20 protein-coding genes and 2 pseudogenes are annotated in these 22,705 nt (G+C 60.2%); 9 read left to right on the top strand and 13 right to left on the bottom strand.

The genetic code is table 11. The features are described 5' to 3' along the window. Positions 1 to 24: 24 nt before the first annotated feature. Both NHU87_RS00370 and NHU87_RS00365 read left to right on the top strand, forming a co-directional pair. The gene (locus NHU87_RS00370; RefSeq protein WP_253544758.1) at positions 25 to 1,071 is read left to right on the top strand and encodes a purine-nucleoside phosphorylase; all 1,047 of its coding nucleotides are present in this window, start codon (positions 25 to 27) and stop codon (positions 1,069 to 1,071) included. Positions 1,072 to 1,396: 325 nt separating this feature from the next. Further along, a complete protein-coding gene (locus NHU87_RS00365) occupies positions 1,397 to 1,624 on the top strand; it encodes a DUF6555 family protein (RefSeq protein ID WP_008071169.1) in 228 nt (75 codons plus the stop codon). 70 nt (positions 1,625 to 1,694) lie between these two features. Here NHU87_RS00365 and NHU87_RS00360 read toward each other — a convergent pair whose 3' ends face one another. From NHU87_RS00360 to NHU87_RS00330, 8 genes and pseudogenes are all read right to left on the bottom strand, one after another. Further along, positions 1,695 to 1,859 (bottom strand): metallothionein, encoded by a 165-nt coding sequence (locus NHU87_RS00360; protein ID WP_253544757.1) that lies wholly within the window; start codon positions 1,857 to 1,859, stop codon positions 1,695 to 1,697. A gap of 327 nt (positions 1,860 to 2,186) precedes the next feature. Next, positions 2,187 to 2,942, bottom strand: a complete 756-nt coding sequence (locus NHU87_RS28540; protein WP_437180812.1) for a methyl-accepting chemotaxis protein — start codon at positions 2,940 to 2,942, stop codon at positions 2,187 to 2,189. A 102-nt stretch (positions 2,943 to 3,044) separates the two neighbouring features. After that, positions 3,045 to 3,863, bottom strand: a pseudogene (locus tag NHU87_RS28535) (cache domain-containing protein); the annotation flags it as partial. A 185-nt stretch (positions 3,864 to 4,048) separates the two neighbouring features. Next, positions 4,049 to 5,365, bottom strand: coding sequence for a Na+/H+ antiporter family protein (locus NHU87_RS00350; protein WP_253544755.1), 1,317 nt, complete (start codon positions 5,363 to 5,365; stop codon positions 4,049 to 4,051). Between the two features lie 478 nt (positions 5,366 to 5,843). Next, positions 5,844 to 7,157 carry a sensor histidine kinase gene (locus NHU87_RS00345; protein ID WP_253544754.1) on the bottom strand — a complete coding sequence of 438 codons (1,314 nt, stop codon included), beginning with the start codon at positions 7,155 to 7,157 and terminating at the stop codon, positions 5,844 to 5,846. Then, positions 7,154 to 7,822 (bottom strand): response regulator transcription factor, encoded by a 669-nt coding sequence (locus NHU87_RS00340; RefSeq protein ID WP_253544753.1) that lies wholly within the window; start codon positions 7,820 to 7,822, stop codon positions 7,154 to 7,156. Before NHU87_RS00340 ends, NHU87_RS00345 begins: the two co-directional genes overlap by 4 nt. Before the next feature lie 3 nt (positions 7,823 to 7,825). After that, positions 7,826 to 8,146, bottom strand: a complete 321-nt coding sequence (locus NHU87_RS00335) for a PepSY domain-containing protein (RefSeq protein ID WP_253544752.1) — start codon at positions 8,144 to 8,146, stop codon at positions 7,826 to 7,828. Beyond that, positions 8,146 to 8,454, bottom strand: a complete 309-nt coding sequence (locus NHU87_RS00330; RefSeq protein WP_253544751.1) for a PepSY domain-containing protein — start codon at positions 8,452 to 8,454, stop codon at positions 8,146 to 8,148. The genes NHU87_RS00335 and NHU87_RS00330 overlap by 1 nt, the downstream gene beginning before the upstream one ends. A gap of 375 nt (positions 8,455 to 8,829) precedes the next feature. On the opposite strand from NHU87_RS00330, the gene NHU87_RS00325 reads away from it, so the two are divergent. The 5 genes from NHU87_RS00325 to codA all read left to right on the top strand — a co-directional run bounded on the left by NHU87_RS00325 (position 8,830) and on the right by codA (position 14,190). Beyond that, positions 8,830 to 9,909 (top strand): patatin-like phospholipase family protein, encoded by a 1,080-nt coding sequence (locus tag NHU87_RS00325; RefSeq protein WP_253544750.1) that lies wholly within the window; start codon positions 8,830 to 8,832, stop codon positions 9,907 to 9,909. An 86-nt stretch (positions 9,910 to 9,995) separates the two neighbouring features. Then, a complete protein-coding gene (queD, locus tag NHU87_RS00320; RefSeq protein ID WP_003173033.1) occupies positions 9,996 to 10,352 on the top strand; it encodes a 6-carboxytetrahydropterin synthase QueD in 357 nt (118 codons plus the stop codon). 226 nt (positions 10,353 to 10,578) lie between these two features. After that, positions 10,579 to 11,409 (top strand): alpha/beta fold hydrolase, encoded by an 831-nt coding sequence (locus tag NHU87_RS00315; RefSeq protein WP_253544749.1) that lies wholly within the window; start codon positions 10,579 to 10,581, stop codon positions 11,407 to 11,409. Between the two features lie 251 nt (positions 11,410 to 11,660). After that, positions 11,661 to 12,932: a cytosine permease gene (codB, locus tag NHU87_RS00310; RefSeq protein ID WP_253544748.1), complete on the top strand. Its 1,272-nt coding sequence runs from the start codon at positions 11,661 to 11,663 to the stop codon at positions 12,930 to 12,932. A gap of 13 nt (positions 12,933 to 12,945) precedes the next feature. Next, complete coding sequence (codA, locus tag NHU87_RS00305) at positions 12,946 to 14,190, top strand: cytosine deaminase (protein WP_253544747.1); 1,245 nt, start codon at positions 12,946 to 12,948, stop codon at positions 14,188 to 14,190. Between the two features lie 128 nt (positions 14,191 to 14,318). Here the strand turns inward: codA and NHU87_RS00300 are convergent, their stop codons facing one another. Further along, positions 14,319 to 15,311 (bottom strand): diaminopimelate epimerase, encoded by a 993-nt coding sequence (locus NHU87_RS00300; protein WP_253544746.1) that lies wholly within the window; start codon positions 15,309 to 15,311, stop codon positions 14,319 to 14,321. Positions 15,312 to 15,480: 169 nt separating this feature from the next. Here NHU87_RS00300 and NHU87_RS00295 point away from each other — a divergent pair, with 169 nt between their 5' ends. Beyond that, complete coding sequence (locus NHU87_RS00295; protein WP_253544745.1) at positions 15,481 to 16,632, top strand: MFS transporter; 1,152 nt, start codon at positions 15,481 to 15,483, stop codon at positions 16,630 to 16,632. 224 nt (positions 16,633 to 16,856) lie between these two features. On the opposite strand, the gene NHU87_RS00290 is transcribed toward NHU87_RS00295, so the two are convergent. From NHU87_RS00290 to NHU87_RS00280, 3 genes are all read right to left on the bottom strand, one after another. After that, positions 16,857 to 19,280, bottom strand: coding sequence for a TonB-dependent siderophore receptor (locus tag NHU87_RS00290; protein WP_253544744.1), 2,424 nt, complete (start codon positions 19,278 to 19,280; stop codon positions 16,857 to 16,859). Positions 19,281 to 19,377: 97 nt separating this feature from the next. Further along, positions 19,378 to 20,352, bottom strand: a complete 975-nt coding sequence (locus NHU87_RS00285; RefSeq protein WP_253544743.1) for a FecR family protein — start codon at positions 20,350 to 20,352, stop codon at positions 19,378 to 19,380. Between the two features lie 40 nt (positions 20,353 to 20,392). After that, positions 20,393 to 20,893, bottom strand: coding sequence for a sigma-70 family RNA polymerase sigma factor (locus tag NHU87_RS00280; protein ID WP_253544742.1), 501 nt, complete (start codon positions 20,891 to 20,893; stop codon positions 20,393 to 20,395). Positions 20,894 to 21,206: 313 nt separating this feature from the next. Between NHU87_RS00280 and NHU87_RS00275 the strand changes: the two are divergent. Further along, positions 21,207 to 21,785, top strand: a pseudogene (locus NHU87_RS00275) (DHA2 family efflux MFS transporter permease subunit); the annotation flags it as partial. 157 nt (positions 21,786 to 21,942) lie between these two features. Here NHU87_RS00275 and NHU87_RS00270 read toward each other — a convergent pair. Then, a complete protein-coding gene (locus tag NHU87_RS00270; RefSeq protein WP_253544741.1) occupies positions 21,943 to 22,272 on the bottom strand; it encodes a hypothetical protein in 330 nt (109 codons plus the stop codon). Between the last annotated feature and the right edge of the window lie 433 nt (positions 22,273 to 22,705).

Below are 22,705 nucleotides of genomic sequence, written 5' to 3'. Positions count from 1 at the left end.
GGCTCATTTGAATCAGGAGGTTTTATGAATGCAATGACGCGTCTTTCGTTTTCCCTGTCCGTAACCCTGCCCCTGGCCTGCGGCACTCTGCTCTCTTCTGCTGCCTGGGCCGATGACACGCCGATCCAGCCGAAAGTGATGCTCATCACCATGTTCGCCCCCGAGGCGCAGAACTGGATCGATCGCCTGGAGCTCAAGCAAGAAGTGCGCGTACCGGGCCTGTCCGCCGAGTACCCGAATATTCGCTGCAACAGCCAACAGGTGTGCCTGATGGTCACCGGCATGGGCCAGACCAATGCGGCGGCCTCGACGCTGGCTCTGGCGCTGTCGCCAAAATTCGACCTGCGTAAAAGTTATTTCCTGATCGCCGGGATTGCCGGCATCAGCCCGCACCACGGCACCATCGGCACCACCGCGTGGGCACACTATCTGGTGGAGTTCGGCACCCAGTGGGAGCTGGACTCCCGGGACGCGCCGAAAGACTGGCCGACCGGTTACCTGGGCATCAACACCAAAGGCCCGAACGAAAAGCCGCCGCTGGACTACAAGACTGAAGTGTTCGAACTCAATCCGAAGTTGCAGGCCAAGGCGTTCGCCCTGAGCCACAAGGTCCAGCTGAGCGAGAGCAAGGAATCGGCGGCATGGCGCTTGAAGTATCCGTCTGCGCCAGCCAATCAGCCGCCAGTGGTAACCCAGTGCGACACGCTGGCGGGCAATACCTGGTTTTCCGGGACGCGGTTGAGTGAGCGGGCTGAAGTCTGGACCAGGTTGCTGACTAATAACGAAGGGGTCTATTGCACGACTCAGCAGGAAGACAACTCCACCTACGAAGCGCTGCTGCGCGCCAGCCGCGAGGGTCTGGTGGACGTCCGGCGTCTGGCGGTGGTGCGCGCCGGCTCCGACTTCGACCGGCCGGCACCGGGCCAGAGCGAGGTGGATAACCTGCTCAAATACGCCGATCAGGGTGGGTTTGTGCCGGCGCTGGAAAACCTGTACCGCACCGGGAACCCGTTGGTGCAGGAGATTTTGCAGAATTGGTCGGTTTGGGAGAAAGGTGTGCCTGAGGTCTGAGGTCTGAGGTCGGCTTGAGGACGCCTTCGCGGGCAAGCCTCGCTCCTACCAGAGGTTTGGGGTGGTCACAAATCATGTGAGCGGCGCAGATCAATTGTGGGAGCGAGCCTGCTCGCGATAGGGCCGGAACAGTCAACATCAATGCCGATTGTGACCGTTCCGCCGGCACACCCGGGGCCATAGGCTAGGATCATCGGGAGTCAGGAAGGCTCCATGATAACGAGGCGTCCGGCTGTCGCCAGTCACTGTCACCGTCCGACAATCCGACTGAATTTTCCCCGCGCCTCGCGATCCCTCTATAACTACAGGGAGGAATACAGGCTTTATGAACAATGCAAAACTTTTCGTTATTGAATACACCCTTCACGGCCAGCCCAAGTCTTTCATTATCCGCCTGGACAAAATGGATAATGCAGAGGCTTGGCACTGGGCAAGTTGCGACGCCGGCGTCGGCCGGATCCCGCGCTTTGGCCGTGAACGGGTGCAAAAGACCAGCAAACCGCTGGCGGAAAAATTCGGCATCGAGAATGTGACCTGGCGACCGGCCAGTTGAGCGTCAAAAAGGAGGGGAAGGATTCAAACCGAAGTGGAGCCTGGACGGCTCCACTTTTTTGGCTGAACGGTCAGTGTTGAGCACACTTGCAGCCTTTGGTGACGCAGGGTTCGCCGTGTTCGTGGTGCTTGGCGCAGGCTTCACAGCAATAGTGCTTGCCGTGACGCGCGATCGGATGTTGGCCCAGTTTGCAGGAACATTTGGGGCAGTCGCAGATACTTTCACTGTCGATCATGAGTCTGACTCCATTGTTGTGGTCGTCAAGGTACCGCGGGTGCGCGACACCTGAAGCAAATGACCGCCGTTCCCCAAACGGGTTCTAACAAACGCTTGGACGGTGTTTGCTTACTAATGAGGGTAGTCGCGATGCGGCTACCCATGGACGAACACTGCCCTGTGGCTAAGGGGACCTGTAGGAGCGAGGCTTGCCCGCGAAGAACGATGACGCGTAATACATGAAAAACCGCGGTGCATTCTTCGCGGGCAAGCCTCGCTCCTACGGGTTCTGCGTCCTGATTTACAGGCATTAGGGGGCAAATCTCTCGCCACAAAGCACTATCGATCAGATACGAAATTGCCCGACCAGTTTCCCCAGGCGTTGACCGAGGTCGGCCAGGCTGCGTGAGGTCTGGGCGCCGAGCTGGGTTTCGTCGGCGACGCTGTCTACGGCCACGGCAATTTGATGCACGCTGCGGTTGATTTCTTCGGCCACGGCGGTCTGCTGTTCGGCGGCGCTGGCGATCTGGGCGTTCATCGAGTTGATGGTGCCGATCAACTGGGCCATGGCGTCCAGAGAGGCCCCCGCTTCATTGGCCTGGGCTGACGTGCCGTCGCCAGCCTCGCTGGAGCGGCGCATGGCTTCGACTGCCGATTGGGTGCCGGCCTGCAAGCGGTCGATCATGCTCTGGATTTCCTGGGTGCTGATTTGCGTGCGACTGGCCAATGCACGCACTTCGTCGGCGACCACCGCAAAACCACGCCCGGCCTCACCGGCGCGGGCTGCTTCAATGGCGGCGTTGAGCGCCAGAAGGTTGGTCTGTTCGGCAATCGAACGGATCACCCCGAGCACGCTGACAATCGACGACACGTCTTTCTGCAGGCTGTCGAGAGACACGCCGCTGCTGCGAATGTCGTTCACCAACGCATGAATCTTCACGATGCTGCCAGCCACCACGCGCTTGGCGGCCTGGCCTTCTTCGTCGGTCTGCTGGGCAGCGACCGCTGCGTTTTGTGCACTTTTGGCCACTTCCTGGGCCGCCGCCGACATTTCGTTGATCGCGGTGGCCACCTGATCGGTCTCGTGACGTTGACGCTCCATGGCCTGATCCGAGCGCTGGGCCTGATCGGACACCTGATTCACCAGCCCGGTCAGTTGCGAGGTCATTTCAGTGATCTGCCGCACCAAACCATGGATCTTGTCGACAAAACGGTTGAACGAGCCAGCCAGTTCGCCGAGTTCATCCTGACTGGTGATGGTCAGCCGCCGGGTCAGGTCGCCCTCGCCCGCCGCGATGTCGTCGAGGTTGGCTTTCATCAGGTTCAGCGGACGCAGAATGGTGTTGGCCAGCAGCATCCCGGCAGCGGCAATCATCAACAACACCACCACGGCAATCCCGACAATGCTCAGCACCACGCCTTGCATGCGCTCCTGGACCTTGGCTTCAACCAACGCGACCTGAGCCTCGATGCCGTCGAGGTTGACCGCCGTACCGAACGCCATGTCCCACTTCGGCAGGTATTCGGTGTAGCCGAGTTTGGGCACCAGCACTTGGGTGTTGCCGGGCAGCGTCGAGCTGTATTGCAGGTAATGAGTACCGTCCTTGGCGACTTTCACCAGGTCACGGTTGACGTAGACGCCGTTCGGATCACGGTTGTCCTTGAAGCTCTGGCCCACGCCTTCGGGGCTGTTAGCCTTGAACAGGCGTACGGTGTTGGAGTCGTAGCCGAAGAAGTAGCCGTCCTTGCCGTAGGTGATGCTCGACAGCAACTTGATCACCTGCGCCCGCGCCGCATCATCGCCGGGGGCGGCTGCATCGTAGAGCGGTTTGATCGTGGTCATGGCCACGGCGACGTAACTTTGCAGAGTCGCCTTGGCATCGCTGAGCAGGCGCTGACGGGTTTCCTCGACTTCCTTGCGAGCCTGCTCCTGCAGAATGAACAGCGTGGTCAGGCTGATGACCAGCGCAAAGAGCAGCACCGGGAGGACGGCAAGGGATAGGACTTTAGCCTTCAGGCTCATGCGCATGGCGTTCACTCTTTTGATTTTGTTGGCGTGGTTAAAGGCTTTAACGGCACGCCGGATCAAAAGTTGAACGCGATCATTGTGGGAGCGTGGCTTGCCCGCGATTCAGGCGCCTCGGTTTTTCAGGCACACCGCGTAATCGTTCATCGCGGGCAAGCCACGCTCCCACAAGGTAAATGTATTTACAGAACCATCGCCGCCACCCAGCCAAACGCCAGCAGCGGCAGGTTGTAGTGCAGGAAGGTCGGGACCACGGTGTCCCAGATATGGTGATGCTGGCCATCGATGTTCAGACCGGAGGTCGGGCCCAGGGTCGAATCCGACGCGGGTGACCCGGCATCGCCCAACGCACCGGCGGTGCCGACGATGCACACGATGGCGATCGGGCTGAAGCCCAGTTGCACGCACAACGGTACGAAAATCACCGCCAGAATCGGCACGGTGGAAAACGACGAGCCGATGCCCATAGTCACCAACAGGCCCACCAGCAACATCAGCAGCGCGCCGATGGCTTTGCTGTGGCCGATCCACGAAGCGGAGGTTTCGACCAGCGTCTGCACTTGCCCGGTGGCTTTGATCACTTCGCCAAACCCGGACGCGGCGATCATGATGAAGCCGATCATTGCCATCATCTTCATGCCTTCGGTGAACAGGTCATCGGTGTCGCGCCATTTGACGATGCCCGACACCGAAAAGATCAGGAAGCCTGCCAGCGCCCCGATAATCATCGAGTCCAACAACAACTGAACAATGAACGCGGCAGCAATGGCCAGACCGGCGATCAGCAGGCTCATCGGGTTGTACTGCACCGCGACCTGTTCGACTTTCTCGATTTTCTCGAGGTCGTAAACGCGCTTCTTGCGGTAGCTGATAAACGCTGCCGCAAGACCAAACACCATGCCCAGCGCCGGAATGCCCATGGCATGAGTGACATTGATGCCGCTGATGTCCACGCCACTACGGGCAACGTTGGCCAGCAGAATTTCATTGAGGAAGATGTTGCCGAAACCCACGGGCAGGAACATGTACGGCGTAATCAGACCGAACGTAATGACGCAGGCGATCAATCGACGGTCCAGTTGCAGTTTGGTCAGCACATATAACAGTGGCGGCACCAGCAACGGGATAAAGGCGATATGAATCGGCAAAATGTTCTGCGAGGCGATGGCCACCAGCCACAGCAGGCCGATCAACAGCCATTTGACATTGGTGCCACCGTTGGCGTGCTGGCGATCGACCATGGCCAGGGCTTTATCGGCCAGCGCATGGGCCAGGCCAGACTTGGCGATGGCCACCGCGAATGCACCGAGCAAGGCGTAGGACAACGCAACCGTCGCGCCGCCTCCGAGGCCGCTGTTGAAAGCTTTCAGGGTCGCGTCGATGCCCAGGCCACCGGTCAAACCACCGACCAGTGCGCCCACAATCAGCGCGATCACCACATGCACGCGGGACAGGCTGAGTATCAGCATGATGCCGACCGCGGCAATTACTGCATTCATTGTTGTTACCTCAAAAGCAGCGCGGTGAGGCAATCACCGCCAAACGGAATGAGTCCGGCCGGCAGTCTGTAGGAGCGCCGCCAGCGGATGGAGAAAAGGGTTTTATTAGAGGGCGCGCACTGTGCCGCAGCGGGGTTCCCTTGTCAAAGCGAACACCTCCCGTTGTAGCAGCTGGCGAAGCCTGCGTTCGGCTGCGTAGCAGTCGTGAATTCAGACAATGCAGTGTTTCAGAAAGAACGCGTGCACAGGATTTACGACCGCTTCGCGGCCGAACGCAGCCTTCGGCAGCTGCTACAGGGTTAGTGGTTGTCCACAAAATTTGCAGGCAACACAGATCCAATGTGGGAGCGGGCTTGCTCGCGAAAGCGGTGGGTCAGGCAACATCAATGTTTACTGTGCTGCCGTCTTCGCGAGCAAGCCCGCTCCCACATGGATTGCGCTTAACTGACAGGTTAAGGCGGCGTCCTTCGGATGGGGGTCAGCGTTTGGGCAATTCGATCGTGACCTTCAACCCGCCCCACTCGCTTTCCTGCAACTTCAACACCCCGCCCCACGTGTCGACGATGTCGCGCACGATACCCAACCCCAGCCCATGCCCATCCGTCTGTTCATCAAGCCGGGTACCGCGGCTGAACACCTGAGCGCGCTGGTCTTCGGGAATCCCCGGGCCATCGTCTTCCACGCTCAACTCAAACCTTTCTGCCGTTTCGACCACGCTTAACCGCACCTCGGCATCCGCCCATTTGCAGGCGTTGTCCAGCAGGTTGCCAAGCAATTCCAGCAGATCTTCGCGATCCCATGGCAGTTGCAAACCGGCCGGTGACTGGTAGCTCAGGTCCAGGTGTTCGCCGTGAATCATGTTCAACGTGGCCAGCAATCCCGGCAGTTCGGCATCGCAATCGAACAACGCCCCTGGCAGTGCATCGCCGGACAACCGGGCGCGGTTGAGTTCGCGATTGAGCCGTTGCTGAACCTGCTCCAATTGCGCCAGCATGACTTTGCGCAGCTGCGGCTGAGCATCGAGTTTTTCGCTGGAAGCCAGACTCAACAACACCGCCAGTGGCGTTTTCAAGGCATGGCCAAGATTGCCCAGCGCATTGCGCGAACGCTTGAGGCTGTCTTCGGTGTGGGCCAGCAAATGGTTGATCTGCGCCACCAGCGGTTCCAGTTCCAGCGGCACTTCTTCGTCGAGTTGCGAGCGCTGGCCCTGCTGCAACTGCGCGATTTGCTCGCGGGCATTTTCCAGCGGGCGCAAGGCGCGGCGCACGGTGATTCGTTGCAACAGTAAAATCAACAACAACCCCGCCAGCCCCAGCCCCAGACCGACCTGTTGCATGCGGCAGAAACTCTCACGTATGGGGGTGTAATCCTGTGCCACGCTAATGGAAATCGCCTGGCCCAACCGGCGATAGTCCGAACGCAACACCAGCAGCTGCTGCCCTTCCGGCCCCAGTTGCAGGTTGCTGTGCAGGCCGACATGGTCGAGCTGCGGTAGATCCTGATCCCATAACGAGCGGGAACGCCAATGCCTGTCGGCAAAGTCGATACGGAAGTAATGTCCGGAAAACGGTCGCTGATAGGCCGGCGACAAGTGCCGCTCATCCAGTTGCAACCCCTGCGGCCCACGCACCAGCGCCACCAGCAGGTTTTCGCTGTCGTCGCGCAACCCCGCTTCCAGGTAGCGCTGCAAGCCCATTTCGAACAGCCATAAACTGGTTTGCGCCAGCACCAGGCCAAAGATCACCATCACGCTGATCAGGCCCAGGCTCAAGCGGCGCTGGATCGATCTCACTGGGCTTGCCCGCCGAACAAGTAACCCTGACCGCGACGGGTTTCGATCACGCTGCGGCCGAGTTTGCGTCGCAGGTGATTGACGTGGACTTCCAGCACGTTGGAATCGCGTTCCGTTTCACCGTCGTAGAGGTGTTCGGCGAGGTGGCTTTTGGAAAGGATCTGTTCGGGGTGCAGCATGAAATAGCGCAGCAGGCGAAACTCGGCGGCGGTGAGCTGGATGTCGGCGCCATCGCGGGTCACGCACTGGCGACCTTCATCCAGATGCAAACCTGCGGCCTTGAGCGTCGGCTGATTGGCTTGGCCGTGGGAGCGGCGCAACAGTGCCTGGACCCGCAGGTGCAGTTCTTCCGGGTGGAAGGGTTTGGTCAGGTAATCGTCGGCGCCGGCCTTGAGGCCTTCGATCCGCTCGGCCCAGGAACCGCGCGCGGTGAGGATCAGCACCGGCGTGGCCAAGCCGCCGGCCCGCCATTGCGCCAGCACGTCGAGCCCCGGCAAACCCGGCAGACCGAGGTCGAGAATGATCAGGTCATAAGGCTCGCTGCTGCCTTGGTACACCGCATCGCGGCCGTCGGCCAGCCAGTCCACGGCGTAACCCTGCCGGTTGAGGCCGGCCATCAATTCATCAGCCAGCGGTACGTGGTCTTCCACCAGGAGCAAACGCATCGGTCAATCTTCCTTGTCTTTCAGTAATTGGCCGGTGGTGGCGTCGAGATCCAACTCGCGCACCACGCCCTCAGTGGTCAGCAGCTCGACTTCATAAACGTAGACATCGTGTTTTTCTTCGAGCTCGGCTTCCAGCAATTTGGCCCCGGGATAGAGGTCCAGCGCTTGCTGCAAAAGCTGCTCCAGCGGCAGGATCACGCCCTGTTGGCGCAGGCGCAGAGCCTCGTCCTGATCGAGGTCGCGGGCCATGACCACCGAGCAAAAAGCCAGGAGCGCCAGCGCCATTCGACTGCTGGTGCGTCGATTTAAACAAAACACCTTCATTACGTATCCTGATGATCCTTGAGAACCTGCCCGCTGACAGCATCCAGTTCCAGGTCCCACTCAAGGCCCTGCGGGTCGCGCAGTTCCAATTGGTAGATGTACTTGCCGTACTCTTCTTTGAGCTCGGTTCCGCTGATTTTGGCGCCGGGGTGTTTGGCCAATGCCGTGGCGTTGAGCTTCTCGAAGGACACAATGGTACCAGCGTCGCGCAGTCTCAGGGCTTCGTCGGGGCCCAGGTCGCAAGCGTGGGCGATGCTGGCGGTCATGGCGATGATGGAGGCGGTGAACAGGGCAGTCAGTATTTTCATGGGTGTCTCCGTTTTTTTATGTGTTGCTATGAGAGCAACCTTAGCGATTCGAACTTAACTGAAACTGAATTGCCATCATCAATGATTGCAATGCGATATTACTGACCCATATAAACCTCTGTAGGAGCGAGGCTTGCCCGCGAAGAACGATGACGCGTAATACCTGAAAAACCGTGGTGCATTCTTCGCGGGCAAGCCTCGCTCCTACAGAAATTTCGCTTAACTGACAGGCATTGAGGCTTGCCGGCGAAGGCGATTTCGAGGACGCCTTCGCCGGCAAGTCGGATCGCCGCACCGCTGGCTCCTACAGATTGTGCGTTGCGCTGTCTGACACGCGCTTATAATCCCCCCGTCTGCCAAACATCGAGACCGGTTATGACCGCGATCCACATCAAGTTCCCTTCCCTGACCCTCAAGGCCGGCCCGCGTGCCTTGGCGCGCATCCGTGCAAATGGCTTGAGCGCCGCTGACGTGGGCACACTGCCGGGCGCCGCCGGTGGCCCGAAAGCGTTGGGAATTCAAGGGCTGGATCTGGCGCTGTTCGGCGAATGGCTGCCGGCGGCGCCCCGGGAGCGTTCGCTGATTGGCGCCTCGGTGGGTTCCTGGCGGTTCGCCAGCGCCTGTTTGCCGGATGCTGTTGAAGGGCTCCGCCGCCTCGGTCACTTGTACACAGAGCAGAATTTCGCCAAAGGCGTGACCATGGCGCAGATCAGCCAGAGCTCCCGGCGCATGCTCGATGATTTGCTCGACGGCCGTGATGCGTCGATTCTGGACAACGCCCACTATCGACTGAACGTCATGGTGGTCAAAAGCCACGGCCTGCTGGCGGACGATCATCGCGGTCGGCTGGGGCTGGGCCTGTCGTCGGTGATCGCCGACAACCTGCGCGGGCGCGCGCGGCTGTCGCGGCATTTCGAGCGGCTGATCATCCACGACCCGCGTTTGGCGCCACCGGTCAACACGCTGAATGACTTTCCGTCGCGCTTCGTTGCGCTGGATGCCGGCAACCTGCGCCAGGCCCTGCTCGCCTCGGGTTCGATCCCGATGGTGATGCAAGGTGTGCGCGATCTGCCGGGTGCCGGCATCGGGACGTTTCGCGATGGCGGTCTGCTGGACTATCACCTCGACCTGCCCTACAGCGGCAACGACATCGTGCTGTATCCGCACTTCACTGATCGAGTGATCCCCGGCTGGTTCGACAAGACGCTGCCGTGGCGCCGTGCCTGCCCGGCGCGATTGCAGGATGTTCTGTTGCTGGCGCCATCGAAGGAATACCTGTCGCGCCTGCCCTACGGCAAATTGCCAGACCGTAACGATTTCAAGCGCTTCATGGGCGACGCCCCGAGCCGGCAGAAATACTGGCGCGCGACGATGGATGAAAGCCGCAGGCTGGGTGACGAATTCCTCGAACTGACCGCCAACGGTCGCCTCGGCGAGCGCTTGCTGACCCTTTAGTCAGTGTTTTGCCCAGAGCTCTGGTAAACTCGCCACCTGCCCGAATCGCTGCGGCGAACGCCATCTGAACAGAGCTGAACATGACTGTGGAAATCTTCAAAGAATTTACCTTCGAATCCGCCCACCGCCTGCCCCACGTGCCGGACGGCCACAAGTGCGGACGCCTGCACGGTCACTCGTTCAAAGTGGCGATTCACCTGAGCGGTGATCTCGATCCGCACACCGGGTGGATCCGCGACTTCTCGGAAATCAAGGCGATCTTCAAGCCGCTCTACGAGCGCCTGGACCACAACTACCTGAACGACATTCCCGGCCTGGAAAACCCGACCAGCGAAGTGCTGGCCAAGTGGATCTGGAATGAATTGAAGCCCCTGCTGCCGGAACTCAGCGCGATTCGTATCCACGAGACCTGCACCAGCGGCTGCATCTATCGCGGTGAGTAAACCGACCCCAAGCACAACATAAATCCCTGTGGGAGCTGGCTTGCCTGCGATGGCATCAACCCGGTTCGACGTTAAACCGAGCCGCCTGCATCGCGGGCAAGCCCGACTCCCACACAAGCCCAACCATACAAAAAATGCGTTTCGTCAGTGAATATAAAAACAGCCTTCAACGGCTGTTTTTTTATGCCTATGCTTTTTGGCTCGCACACGCCAAGAGGATGTATCCATGGCTGACTGGCCGCTCGCTCAGACCTATCGCTTCAACGGGCACTCCGTGCGCTACGCCGTGCGTGGCGACGGTCCGCCGCTGGTGTTCGTGCATGGCACGCCCTTCTCCTCTTATGTGTGGCACCGGATCGCGCCGCACTTCATCACCACGCACCGGGTGCACTACTTCGATCTGCTGGGTTACGGGCAATCCACACAGCCGGACGGCGATGTGTCGCTGGGCGTACAAAACCAACTGTTGGCGCAATTGCTGGAGCACTGGGGCCTGGAACGGCCAGACGTGGTGGCCCACGATTTCGGCGGCGCCACCGCGTTGCGCGCGCATCTGCTCAATGGCAAGGATTACCGGAGCCTGACGCTGATCGATCCGGTGGCGCTATCGCCTTGGGGGTCACCGTTCGTGCAACATGTGCGTCAGTATGAAGCCGCATTCAGTGGGCTGCCCGATTACATTCAGCAGGCGATAGTGCCGGCCTATATTCGTGGCGCGATCAAGCGCGAGATTCCCGATCATGAGCTGGCGCCTTATGTGCGGCCGTGGCTCGGGGAGCCGGGGCAAGCGGCGCTCTATCGGCAGATCGCGCAGATGGATGAACGTTATACCCGCGAGGTCGAAGGGCTATACCCGACGGTTCGCTGCCCGGTGCAGATTCTCTGGGGGGAGGACGATCAGTGGATTCCCATCGAGCGCGGCCGGGCGCTGCATCAGATGATGGCGGGGTCGCAGTTTCACGTCATCCCCAAAGCCGGGCATCTGGTTCAGGAAGATGCGCCGGAGGCAATCGTGGCGGCGATACTGCGGTTTTTGCCGCAACACGAATCCCCCTGAAAACACCGAATCAAAATGTGGGAGCGAGCCTGCTCGCGATAGCGGTCTGACAGTCACCTTAGTAGTGAATATGCCACCGCTATCGCGAGCAGGCTCGCTCCCACATGGGTGCTGTGTTCCTTCAGGTGCACCGCTTTCGTGCCTCTCTGCGGACCAAATCCGCCTGCTCGTCTATAAATAACAACACCCTCGCGCCATTGGCACGAGCACTGCAATACCCCCCGCGTCCTCCATCCAGCAAGGAACGCCACATGACGCAGAACGATTCGGGCAACGATTACCCCCTCAGCGAAGTCCCGATGCATGCCCGCAAGGGACTCGCCTCCACCGCCATGGTGCTACTGGGTTTTACCTTCTTCACCGCGACCATGTTTGCCGGCGGCAAGCTCGGTGTGGCGTTCAGTTTCGGCGAGATGCTGGCGGTGATCATTGTCGGTAATCTGCTGCTGGGGATCTACGCTGCTGGGCTGGGCTACATCGCCTTCAAGAGCGGCCTCAACTCCGTGCTGATGGGACGTTTCTGCTTCGGTGAAGTGGGCAGCAAACTCAGCGACTTGATCCTCGGTTTCACCCAGATCGGCTGGTACGCCTGGGGCACCGCGACCGCCGCCGTCGTACTCGGTAAATATTTCGAACTGAGCGACGGCACCGTTCTGGGGCTGATGGTGCTGTTCGGCCTAGGCTTTTGCGCGACGGCATACATCGGCTATCGCGGGTTGGAGATTTTGTCGTATATCGCGGTGCCGGCCATGATGTTACTGTTGATGCTGTCGATGTGGGTCGCCACGGTGAAGGTCGGCGGGCTCGAGGGCTTGCTCGCGGTGGTTCCGACAGGAACGCTGGATTGGTCGACCGCCATTACGCTGGTGTTCGGCACGTTCGTCAGCGGTGCGACGCAAGCAACCAACTGGACACGCTTCTCCCGTTCGGCGCGGGTGGCGGTGCTGGCGAGCCTGATCGGCTTCTTCGTCGGCAACGGTCTGATGGTGTTGATCGGAGCCTACGGCGCCATCGTCTATCAGCAACCGGACGTGGTCGAAGTGCTGCTGTTGCAAGGCTTCGCCATGGCCGCAATGGCGATGTTGCTGCTCAACATTTGGAGCACCCAGGACAACACCATCTACAACTTCGCTGTCGCCGGTTGCAACCTGCTGCGCACGGGCCGGCGCAGAACCGTGACCCTGGCCGGCGCGGTGATCGGCACGCTACTGGCGCTGCTGGGCATGTATGACATGCTGGTGCCTTATCTGATTCTGCTGGGCACGGTCATTCCGCCGATTGGCGGGGTGATCATGGCGGACTTTTTCTTTCGCTATCGGGGCCGCTACCCACGCCTGGCCGACACACGGTTGCCCGCGTTCAATTGGCCGGGGCTAAGCGCTTATGCGCTCGGCACAGTCGCCGCCTTCAGCTCGCCGTGGGTCGCGCCGCTGGTAGGAATTGCCGTAGCCGCGCTAACGTATGTGCTATTGACCGGGGTACTGGGTGCCCGTACCGCCGACGCACCACTACAAGATCTCTAAAAGGATTCGCCTGATGCACATCATCAACGCCCGCCTGCGCAACCAAGAAGGCCTGCATGAGTTGCACCTGGAAAACGGCCTGATTCACAGCATCGCCCGGCAAACCGAAGCCCCGTCCCTGGGGCCGGATGACCTGGACGCCGGTGGCAATCTGGTGGTGCCGCCCTTCGTCGAGCCGCACATTCACCTCGATGCCACCCTGACCGCCGGCGAACCGCGCTGGAACATGAGCGGCACGCTGTTCGAAGGCATCGAGTGCTGGGGCGAGCGCAAGGCGACCATCACCCAGGAAGACACCAAGACCCGTGCCAAGAAGACCATCCAGACCCTCGCCGCCCACGGCATTCAGCACGTGCGCACCCATGTCGACGTCACTGACCCGGAGTTAACGGCGCTCAAGGCGATGCTCGAAGTCCGCGAGGAAAGCCGTCATCTGATCGACCTGCAAATCGTCGCGTTCCCTCAGGAAGGCATCGAGTCGTACCGTAATGGTCGGGAGCTGATGGAAGAAGCGATCCGCCTGGGCGCCGATGTGGTCGGGGGCATTCCGCATTTCGAGTACACCCGGGATCAGGGCGTCAGTTCGGTGAAGTTCCTCATGGACCTGGCCGAGCGCACCGATTGTCTGGTGGACGTGCATTGCGACGAAACCGACGACCCGCACTCACGTTTCCTTGAAGTACTGGCCGAAGAGGCCCGCAGCCGCGACATGGGTTCGCGCGTTACCGCCAGCCACACCACGGCCATGGGTTCGTACGACAACGCCTACTGCGCCAAGCTCTTTCGATTGCTCGGGCATTCGGGGATCAGCTTTGTCTCCTGCCCTACCGAAAGCATTCACCTGCAAGGACGCTTCGATAACTTCCCGAAACGCCGTGGCGTGACCCGGGTGAATGAGCTGCTCGAAGCGGGGATGAACGTGTGTTTCGGTCAGGATTCGATCGTCGATCCGTGGTATCCGCTGGGTAACGGCAACATTTTGCGGGTACTCGAGGCTGGGTTGCACATCTGCCACATGCTCGGTTATCGCAATCTGCAAAGTGCGCTGGATCTGGTGACCGACAACAGTGCCAAGGCCATGAACCTGGGCGATCGTTATGGTCTGGAACAGGGGAGGCCGGCGAACCTGCTGATTCTGTCGGCGGACAGCGATTATGAGGTGATTCGTAGCCAGGGGTTGCCGCTGTATTCGGTTCGCGGGGGCAAGGTGTTGATGAAGCGGCAGATGCCGGTGGTGGAATGGGCGGATCAGCTTTAGAACGTCGCTGAGCAGACGGGCCTCTTCGCGGGCAAGCCTCGCTCCTACAGGGATCTGTGTTGAATGCAAAATTTGCAAACAATGGAGAACCTGTGGGAGCGGGCTTGCCCGCGATGGCGACCTTGAATTCAACCCATCAACCGCGCCGTACCAAACAACCGGACCCGACTCAACTCGCCATCCAATTCTTCCAGCAAAATCGGCGCCGTGCCGCCAGGCATGACCACCTTCACCTCACCCGCCGCCACCCAACCCACTCGCCACGCCGCACACGCCACCGCACTGGCGCTGGTGCCCGACGAGGCGGTCGGCCCTTCGCCGCGCTCGAACACCCGCGCAACGATTCGGCCCTCGGATTCAAAAGTCGCCCATTGCAGGTTCACCCCAGCCACACACGGCTGCCCTGCACCGATCGGCATGGCATAGGCGATACGGGTCAATCCTTCGGCCATCGCGGACTCGCGCATCTGCGCGTTACTCGGCAATGCATCGGCGTCTGTCACCAACGTCACGCAATGCGGATTGCCGATACGCACGAACTGGCTGCGGTTCCAGGCAGGGTCGAGCACCGACAACGGCCGCACATGACTGACTTCGCGTTCCTTCAACGTCACGGGTTCAACGCCTTGAGCCCCCACCGCTTCAGGCCCGAACGATGGCTGTCCCAAATCCAGCCAGAACCCTTGCATGCCATCGATTTCAGCGGGTTTGACTGAAGTCTCCACCGGCGAAACCGCATCGTTCTTGTCGTGATGAACCCGCAGCAGACAGGCCTCTTCCGTCGGCATTAGTCCTTGCTCGCCAAGGGCCTGGGAAAAAATCGTCAGCCCATTGCCACTGCGCTCGGCCAGAGTGCCATCGGTGTTGACGATCAGCAGATCAAAAGGCGGCGAGGATTGAAACGGCCCCACCAGCAGCCCATCGCAGCGATGCGCCTTGCTGCCGGGCGGTTGTGTACCGGGGGCCCAGGCGCAAAACGCCTCGATGGCCGACAACGCCCAGGCTTCACGGGTTTGCGCGGCATGGCTGGCCAGCGCAGGCAGTTCGATACCGCTACTGCGCACGTTGTCCGGCGCCACGACCGCGTAGATATTCCCTCGAGCATCGTACATCCGCGTCATGGCGCCCTCTCTCTATGAACAATTGATGCGTCGACGATATCGCGAAACAGTGGCTGGCTGTGCAAGGATGTCACCCTGCCTGACTGCTATTCCACTGGACGTGATGAGCGAACCCTTTGCGGTTGTTCACTGTCCCTTGGGAACGCGACGTTGTTTGCCAAGGATCGATATGACCAATCTCAATACCCAAGCCACCTTCATCCCCGGCCGTCTGGAACAGATGTCCACACGCATCGCCTTTTTCATCGCCGGGTTCGGCATCGCAGCCTGGGCGCCGCTGGTGCCTTACGCCAAGGCGCGGGCCGGGCTGGATGAAGGAACCCTCGGGCTGTTGCTGCTGTGTCTGGGGGTGGGTTCGATTCTGGCGATGCCGATGGCCGGGATTCTGGCGACGCGTTTTGGCTGCCGTCGGGTGTTGAGCGGCGGGACTTTGTTGATTTGTGCGGCACTGCCGCTGCTGGCGACGGTGTCTTCGATTCCGGCGCTGATCGCCGCATTGTTCATGTTCGGCGCGGGCCTGGGCACGGTGGATTCGACGGTGAACCTGCAAGCGGTGATCGTCGAGCGGGCCAGCGGCAAGACCATGATGTCGGGGTTTCATGGGCTGTTCAGTCTTGGCGGAATCGTCGGCGCGGCGGGTGTCAGCGCCCTGCTCGGCTTGGGGATGTCGCCGCTGGGGGCGATGTTGGTGGTGATTGTGATGTTGATTGTGGCGTTGCTTAAAGCGGCGCCGCATCTGTTGCCTTATGGCAGTGAAAGTTCCGGCCCGGCGTTTGCCGTGCCCCATGGCATTGTGCTGTTTATCGGTGGGATGTGTTTCATCGTGTTCCTCGCCGAGGGCGCGGCGCTCGACTGGAGCGCGGTATTCCTGGCGCAGGAGCGCGGGATCGACACGGCGTATGCGGGGCTGGGTTATGCAGCGTTTGCGCTGACCATGACCGTCGGGCGTTTGACCGGCGATGCCATTGTCCGGCGCCTCGGTGCGACACGAGTGATTGTGTTGGGTGGATCGACGGCTGCGGCGGGCCTGGCGCTGGCGACATTCGCACCGAGCTGGGAAGCGGCACTGGTGGGTTATGCGCTGCTGGGGGCTGGCTGTTCGAACATTGTGCCGGTGCTCTATACCGCCGTGGGCAAACAGACCGTCATGCCGGAAAGCATTGCCGTGCCGGCCATTACCACCCTGGGTTATGCAGGGATTCTCGCCGGGCCTGCAGTGATCGGCTTTATCGCTCATGGCAGCAGCTTGAGTTTTGCCTTTGGGTTGATGGCGGTGTTGCTGGTGGCCGTGGCGATTGGTGGGAAAGTGTTGAAGGTTTAAAAGCATCGCGGGCAAGCCCCAATGCCAGTCAGTTAAGGTGCGAAACCTGTGGGAGCGGGCTTGCTCGCGAAAGCGTTGTGTCAGGCGACGGCTTTATCGGCTGGATGTCCGTCTTCGCGGGCAAGCCTCGCTCCTACAAGAGATCTTCAGTGAACACAGCGTTTGTGTATGCCAAAGATCATGTGGGAGCGAGGCTTGCCCGCGAATGAATCCACCTCGGTCTATCAGAACCCGACGCTGGCCTGCACAAAGAACGTACGCGGTGCGCCGACGTACATCCCCGAGTTGTTGTCGCTGGAGCGGGTGAAGTATTGCTTGTCGAAAATGTTCTTCACCCCCGCGCCGACTTTCAGGTTCGACAGTTGCGAGCCGAAGTCATAACCGCCACGCACGTTCCAGGTGACGTAACCCGGGATGTCGCCGTACTGGCCGTCCGCGCTGCCTTCGGTGATGTAGTTGCCGCTGAAACTGCCATCAGCGTTCACCGCGGTGCCCGGCGAGCGCTGTTTGGACTGGGCAAAGGCATCGAGGTTGTAGGTCCAGTGGTTGATGTCGTAACGCAGGCCGGCGGTCGCCACCTGACGCGAGTAGAACGGTAGATCACGGCCCTTGAAGCCTGGAATCTCGCCTTCATAAACCGCGCGAGTGTAGGTGAAACCGGCGTTGGCGGTCAGGCCGTCGAGGCGTGGGTCCAGCGCCGCCATGTCGTAGTGCACGGAGGCTTCAAGGCCTTGGTGCGTGGTCGCGCCGAGATTGGTCCAGCCCACATCGTTGCTGATGTATTGCAGTTCTTTATCGAAGTCGATGTAGAACAGCGTCACTTCCCCGCCCCACACGTCATCGTTGTAGCGCGTGCCGATTTCGTAGGTCTTGGCCTTTTCCGGGTTCAGGCCGTTGGCGGTGTTATCACCCGAACCACCCTGACCGAGCTGGAAATATTGCAGGCTGCCAAACGAGGTTTCGTAGTTGGCGAACAGCTTCCAGGCCTCGGACATGTGATACATCACGCTCAGCGCCGGCAGCGGTTCGTTGCTGTCGATGCTGCGGCGTTTTTCCTGCACAGGTTTGCCGGCGGTGTCGAGCACCGGTCGGTCGTGCCATTCGGTGCTGATGCTTTCAAAACGGATGCCGGGTGTCACGGTCCAGTTGCCGACGTCGATCTTGTCATCGATGTAAACGGCATGGGCTTCGGTGCCGCCGGTGCGATCCTGGAACACATGACCATCGGAGGTTTTGGTGACTACCGGCTGATTGTTCACCAGCGCCAGACGGCTCGCCTCTTCATGCATGCCCTCTTTCAGGTAGCGATAACCGACGCTGGCTTCCTGAGTGGTCGGGCCCAGGTCGAAGACATGGGACACCCGCGGTTCGATGCCAAAGGTGTAGTAAGTGCGCGGATAGGAACTGAGGGTTTTCTGGTCGCGAGCGGCGATGGTGCTGCCACGGAAGCTGTCGGAATAGTAGGTCAGCACTTCGGCCTGGGTGCGGTCGTCGATCTGCCGAATCCACTTGAAAGACACGTCCTTGCGGCGGCCGCTGAAGTTGTCATGGTCGCGGTCGGACTGGAACGGGTCGGCGTCGTACTGCTTCTGCGTCAGGCCGCCGGGCATGTCGGCGCTGGCGTCGTAGTAATGGAAATTGAGGCTGAAATCATCCTGATCGGTCGGTGCCCAATGGGTCTTGAGGATCACGTCGTCGATGTCATTGCTGTTGTTGCTTTTGCGATAACCATCGCCGTTCACGCCGGAATACAACAGCGCCACGCCCATGCCGTTATCGGCGGTGCCACCGAGAAACGCGGTGTCGATGTGTTTCCAGCCACCGCGCTGGGTGGTTTCCAGAGTGGTGCCGATTTCACCGGTGGCTTTCTCCGGGATCGCGCGGGTGACGAAGTTGATCACACCACCGACGTTCTGCGGCCCATAACGCACGGAACCGGCGCCACGCACCACGTCGATGCTGTCGAGGTTGCCGGAGGAAATCGGTGCCATGGACAACTGCGGTTGACCATATGGCGCGAAGGCTGCCGGCACGCCGTCGATCAACACGGTGGAGCGTGGCGACAGGCGCGAGGTCAGGCCACGTACGCCGACGTTCAGGGAAATATCGCTGCCGCCGGTGCCGTTGGCGTCCTGCACTTGCACGCCGGGTACACGCTTCAACACGTCCCCGACGTTCATGGCGCCCTGCTCGACCATGGCTTCACGACGAATCACCGTGCGCGCGCCGGGATGGTTTTGCACCACGGCGGCATTGGCATCACCGAGCCAATCGCCGACCACTTTGATGTCGGTCACGCCCAACTCCAGCGGACCGTTGGCGGCGGAAGTCGGGGCTGGCATCAGGGTCACCGAGCCTTCATCGATCTGATATTCCAGACCGCTGCCTTGCAGCAATTGGCGCAAGGCTTGTTCCGGTGAAAGATTGCCGTCGACTGCCGGAGCCTGTTTGCCGGCCACCAGTTCAGGGCTGAAAAAAACCTGCAGCGAGGTTTGCTGACCCAACTGACTCAAGGCCTGCCCCAGCGGTTGCGCCTGAATATGAATGGCATCGGCAGCGAACGCCTGGGGCAGCGCCGAGCTGACCGCCAAGGCGAGAGCGAGGGGCAACCAGGATGATTTGTTATTTTTAGCGGTGGTTTTTTTCACGTCGAACGTTGTCCTGTGGATCGCAAGAGTGTGCGGCTGTTAATGCAAACCAGTTGCAGTTGGACAAGAAGACGAAGAACTCGAAAAAAACCTGAATCTATCGGGCAATTATTTCCTGACTGCCGTCATCCAGGGTGCGGATGGCCACCGGCAGAATGCCCGGCAGGGCCTTGAGCAGCGCATCGGTGTTGTCGGATTTGAACACGCTGGTCAGGCGCAGATCGCCCACTTTGGCACTGCCGACCTTCAGCGGCTTTTCCCGATAACGTGACACTTCTTCGGCCACTTCGCTGAGGCTGGCGTTGTTGAACACCAGTTTGCCGCTGCGCCACGCGGTCAGTTCTGCAGGATTGACCGCATAAGCGGCGGCCACCTTCCCCAGAGCATCGACGCGAGTGCCGAGGCCGGCGGTAAGGCTGACGAAATCGGCGCCGTTACCTTGAACCTTGACCGTGCCCTGCTCGACTACGACGCGGGTTTCGGTGCTGTCGCGACGCACGTCGAAACGGGTGCCGGTAACCGTGACCTTGCCGCTGCCCGCCTCGACCACGAACGGTCGGCTGCTGTCGTGCTCGACGCTGAACATCGCCTCGCCTTGCGTCAACTCGATGCCGCGACGATTCTTTTCATAGCGCACCTGCACCCGGCTGCGGCTGTTCAGATCGATCACCGAACCGTCCGGCAATGCCACATGACGACGTTCGCCAAGGGCCGTGGAATATTCAGCCGTGTAGGTCGCCGGATGGTTCAAGCCACTGAACAACCCCAAGCCGAGCGCCACCACCAACACACTGGCGGCCACTGCATAACGCACCAGCGGATGACGTGTGCGGCGCGCCGTCGGGGTTTCACATATGGCTTGCAAACGCTTGGCCGGCAGCAGATCGGCCGCCACCCACAGGCTCTGGAGCATTTGATATTCGTCGCGATGCTGAGGGTGTTCGTCCAGCCAGATCTCGAAGCCTCGCCGGTCTTCGGCGTTGACGACAGGTTCCCGCAAACGCACAAACCACCGCGCCGCGTCGTCGCGAACAATTGTTTGCCCGCACGCACAATCCCCAGTGTCCATCATGGAAAGTCCCTTTTGGCTGCAGATGAAAAGACGCGGCGAATCATGGTTGTAACCCGTCCAGGCGATCACGCAGATGTCGCAGGGTGCGGATCATATACTTTTCCACCATGTTCTTGGACAGCCCCAGGCGCTCAGCGATTTCGGCCTGGGTCAGGCCTTCGATCTTCTGCCAGACGAACACCTTGCGACAGTTGACCGGTAACTCGGTGAGCGCCCGTTCGATGGAATCCGCCAACTGGATCGCGTGCATGAAATGCTCCGGGTCGCCGGACGACGACACACTGTGATCGACCGCCTCGGATTCCATGGCACTGCGCCGATCCTCACGCCGATAACCGTCCACCGCAATGTTGCGCGCGGTCTGGTGCAAATACGCCCGAGGTTGTTGCACCGCCGCCGAATCGGACTCAAGCACCCGCACGAAGGTGTCGTGGGCCAGGTCCTCGGCCTGCTGACGATTTCTCAGGCGACGGGTCCAGGTGCCGATCAACTCTTCGTAATGCTCGAAAAAGCCGTGTCTGCGGGGCAGCTTGGGGGTCATCGCGGTGTGCTGTGGGGAGGAGGCGTGAATAGTAATGCTTCCTATTAAGGCCGGCAAATCATTCCTCTGTGGCTTCACCAGATTGACGATTGCTACGCAGCCGAACGGGGCGATGCGGCGTTCCGACAAGCCCCTCGCCACGGATTTTATGATTCGAAAGGTTCGGGGGGCACCAGACGACTGGTAGCAAAAACCCATTGCAACACATATTACCTGCATCATATTACCTGCGTATAAAGCATCATTTCTCACAGGTACTTACCATGACCAGTATGCCCAGCCTTGAACCCGACCTTGTTGTCGCGGTAACCCGGCGAACCGCATCGACCTGCGCTGGGTCATGATGATCGGCCTTGGGCTGTTCGCCTTATCGATGTGGGATTTCAGCCCGATCACCCACGACTGGGGGGCCAAAGAATTGATGTTGCCGCAAGCCTTGCGCGGGATCGCTCAACAACTGGCGATACCGCCCGCGGTGACCCTGACCCTCGGCGGACTGGCGCCCGCGCGACTCAAACATGCTTCAGGATTGTTCAACCTGATGCGCAACCTTGGCGGCGCGATGGGTATCGCCGCGTGCGCGACCATCCTCAACGACCGCACCAACCTGCACTTCACCCGGTTGGCGGAGAACCTCAATAGCACCAACGAAGCGCTGAATCAGTGGCTGTCCCAGGTCGGCAATAATTTTGCCGCCCTCGGCCAGAGCGGTGACATCGGCGTCACCGCCAGCCTGCGTCAGTTGTGGCTACTGACCTACCGCGAAGCGCAGACGCAAACCTATGGCGACGCGTTCCTGATGATCATGGTCTGCTTCATCCTCGCCACGGCGATGGTGCCCTTGATGCGCAAGGTGCAACCACCGGCCGCGCCGAGTACTGATGCTCATTGAGGCTTGCCCCTGTTGGGTCGCGAAGCGGCAAGCCTGGTTCTCCTAAAGGGTCTTGCGTCGTTCGCAATAATTACACACGACACAAAACCTGTAGGAGCGAGGCTTGCCCGCGAAAAGGCCGGCTCAGGCACCGCAAATTCCCAGGACTAATCCGTCACTAGGCATCGCCCGAAGGCCGTGCCCTCAACCGCCGCCCAATCACATCCAGCACATCACACCCATCCCGCAATGGAATGGCGCAGAGCAAGGCAAAGTCGCTGAGAATCATCGAATCGCACTCGACTGAGCCGCGCATGGACAGGTTCTCAAGCACCTGAGTGACGGCGCGAATTCGATAGCTGGCAGCGTCATACAAAACATCGAGCGGCGCGTGAGTATCGACGAACAGCGTGGGCATGTCGTTGCAGTTGCCGGTGAGGGCCATGAAGCGGTTATTGGGGTGTGGAATTGGTTCTTCGTAGGGTGGATCGGGATGAAGACTTTTCATTTTTAAACCTCTGGTAGAAGTGGAGCTACCATCGGCCTTCCTACAGGCTTGGGTGGCAGCTATACGCGGGGTAGGAATATCGAGACCAGAGAACTCGACCACACCGAAGCGTGCCCGCGCACAGCCGCCGCAACTGATCTTACGGACACACGTTGATGGCCGCAATTCAGGTGTCGACGCCGAAGCGTCCTCTCTAGTCTTGAAGGGTTCCTACACCCTGCCACTGAATTTTCAGTGACCACCAGAGGCTATCGTTGGAACACATTTCACACCAGTTCATGAAAACCGCTACGAGTTGAAGGAAACTTCCGACGAGCTTGTCCAGAAATTTCGCGGCCTATGAGACCGCCATCGCGGGCAAGCCTCGCTCCTACGGATCACCGCCGTCCTGTTGGAGCGAGGCTTGCCCGCGATTGAGCGCGAAGCGGTCATA

It is taken from the genome of Pseudomonas mandelii, from assembly GCF_024138395.1.
GTDB classification, from domain to species: domain Bacteria; phylum Pseudomonadota; class Gammaproteobacteria; order Pseudomonadales; family Pseudomonadaceae; genus Aquipseudomonas; species Aquipseudomonas mandelii_E.
Note: the sequence above shows the minus strand (reverse complement) of the source record. Positions and strands in the feature narration are given on the sequence as shown.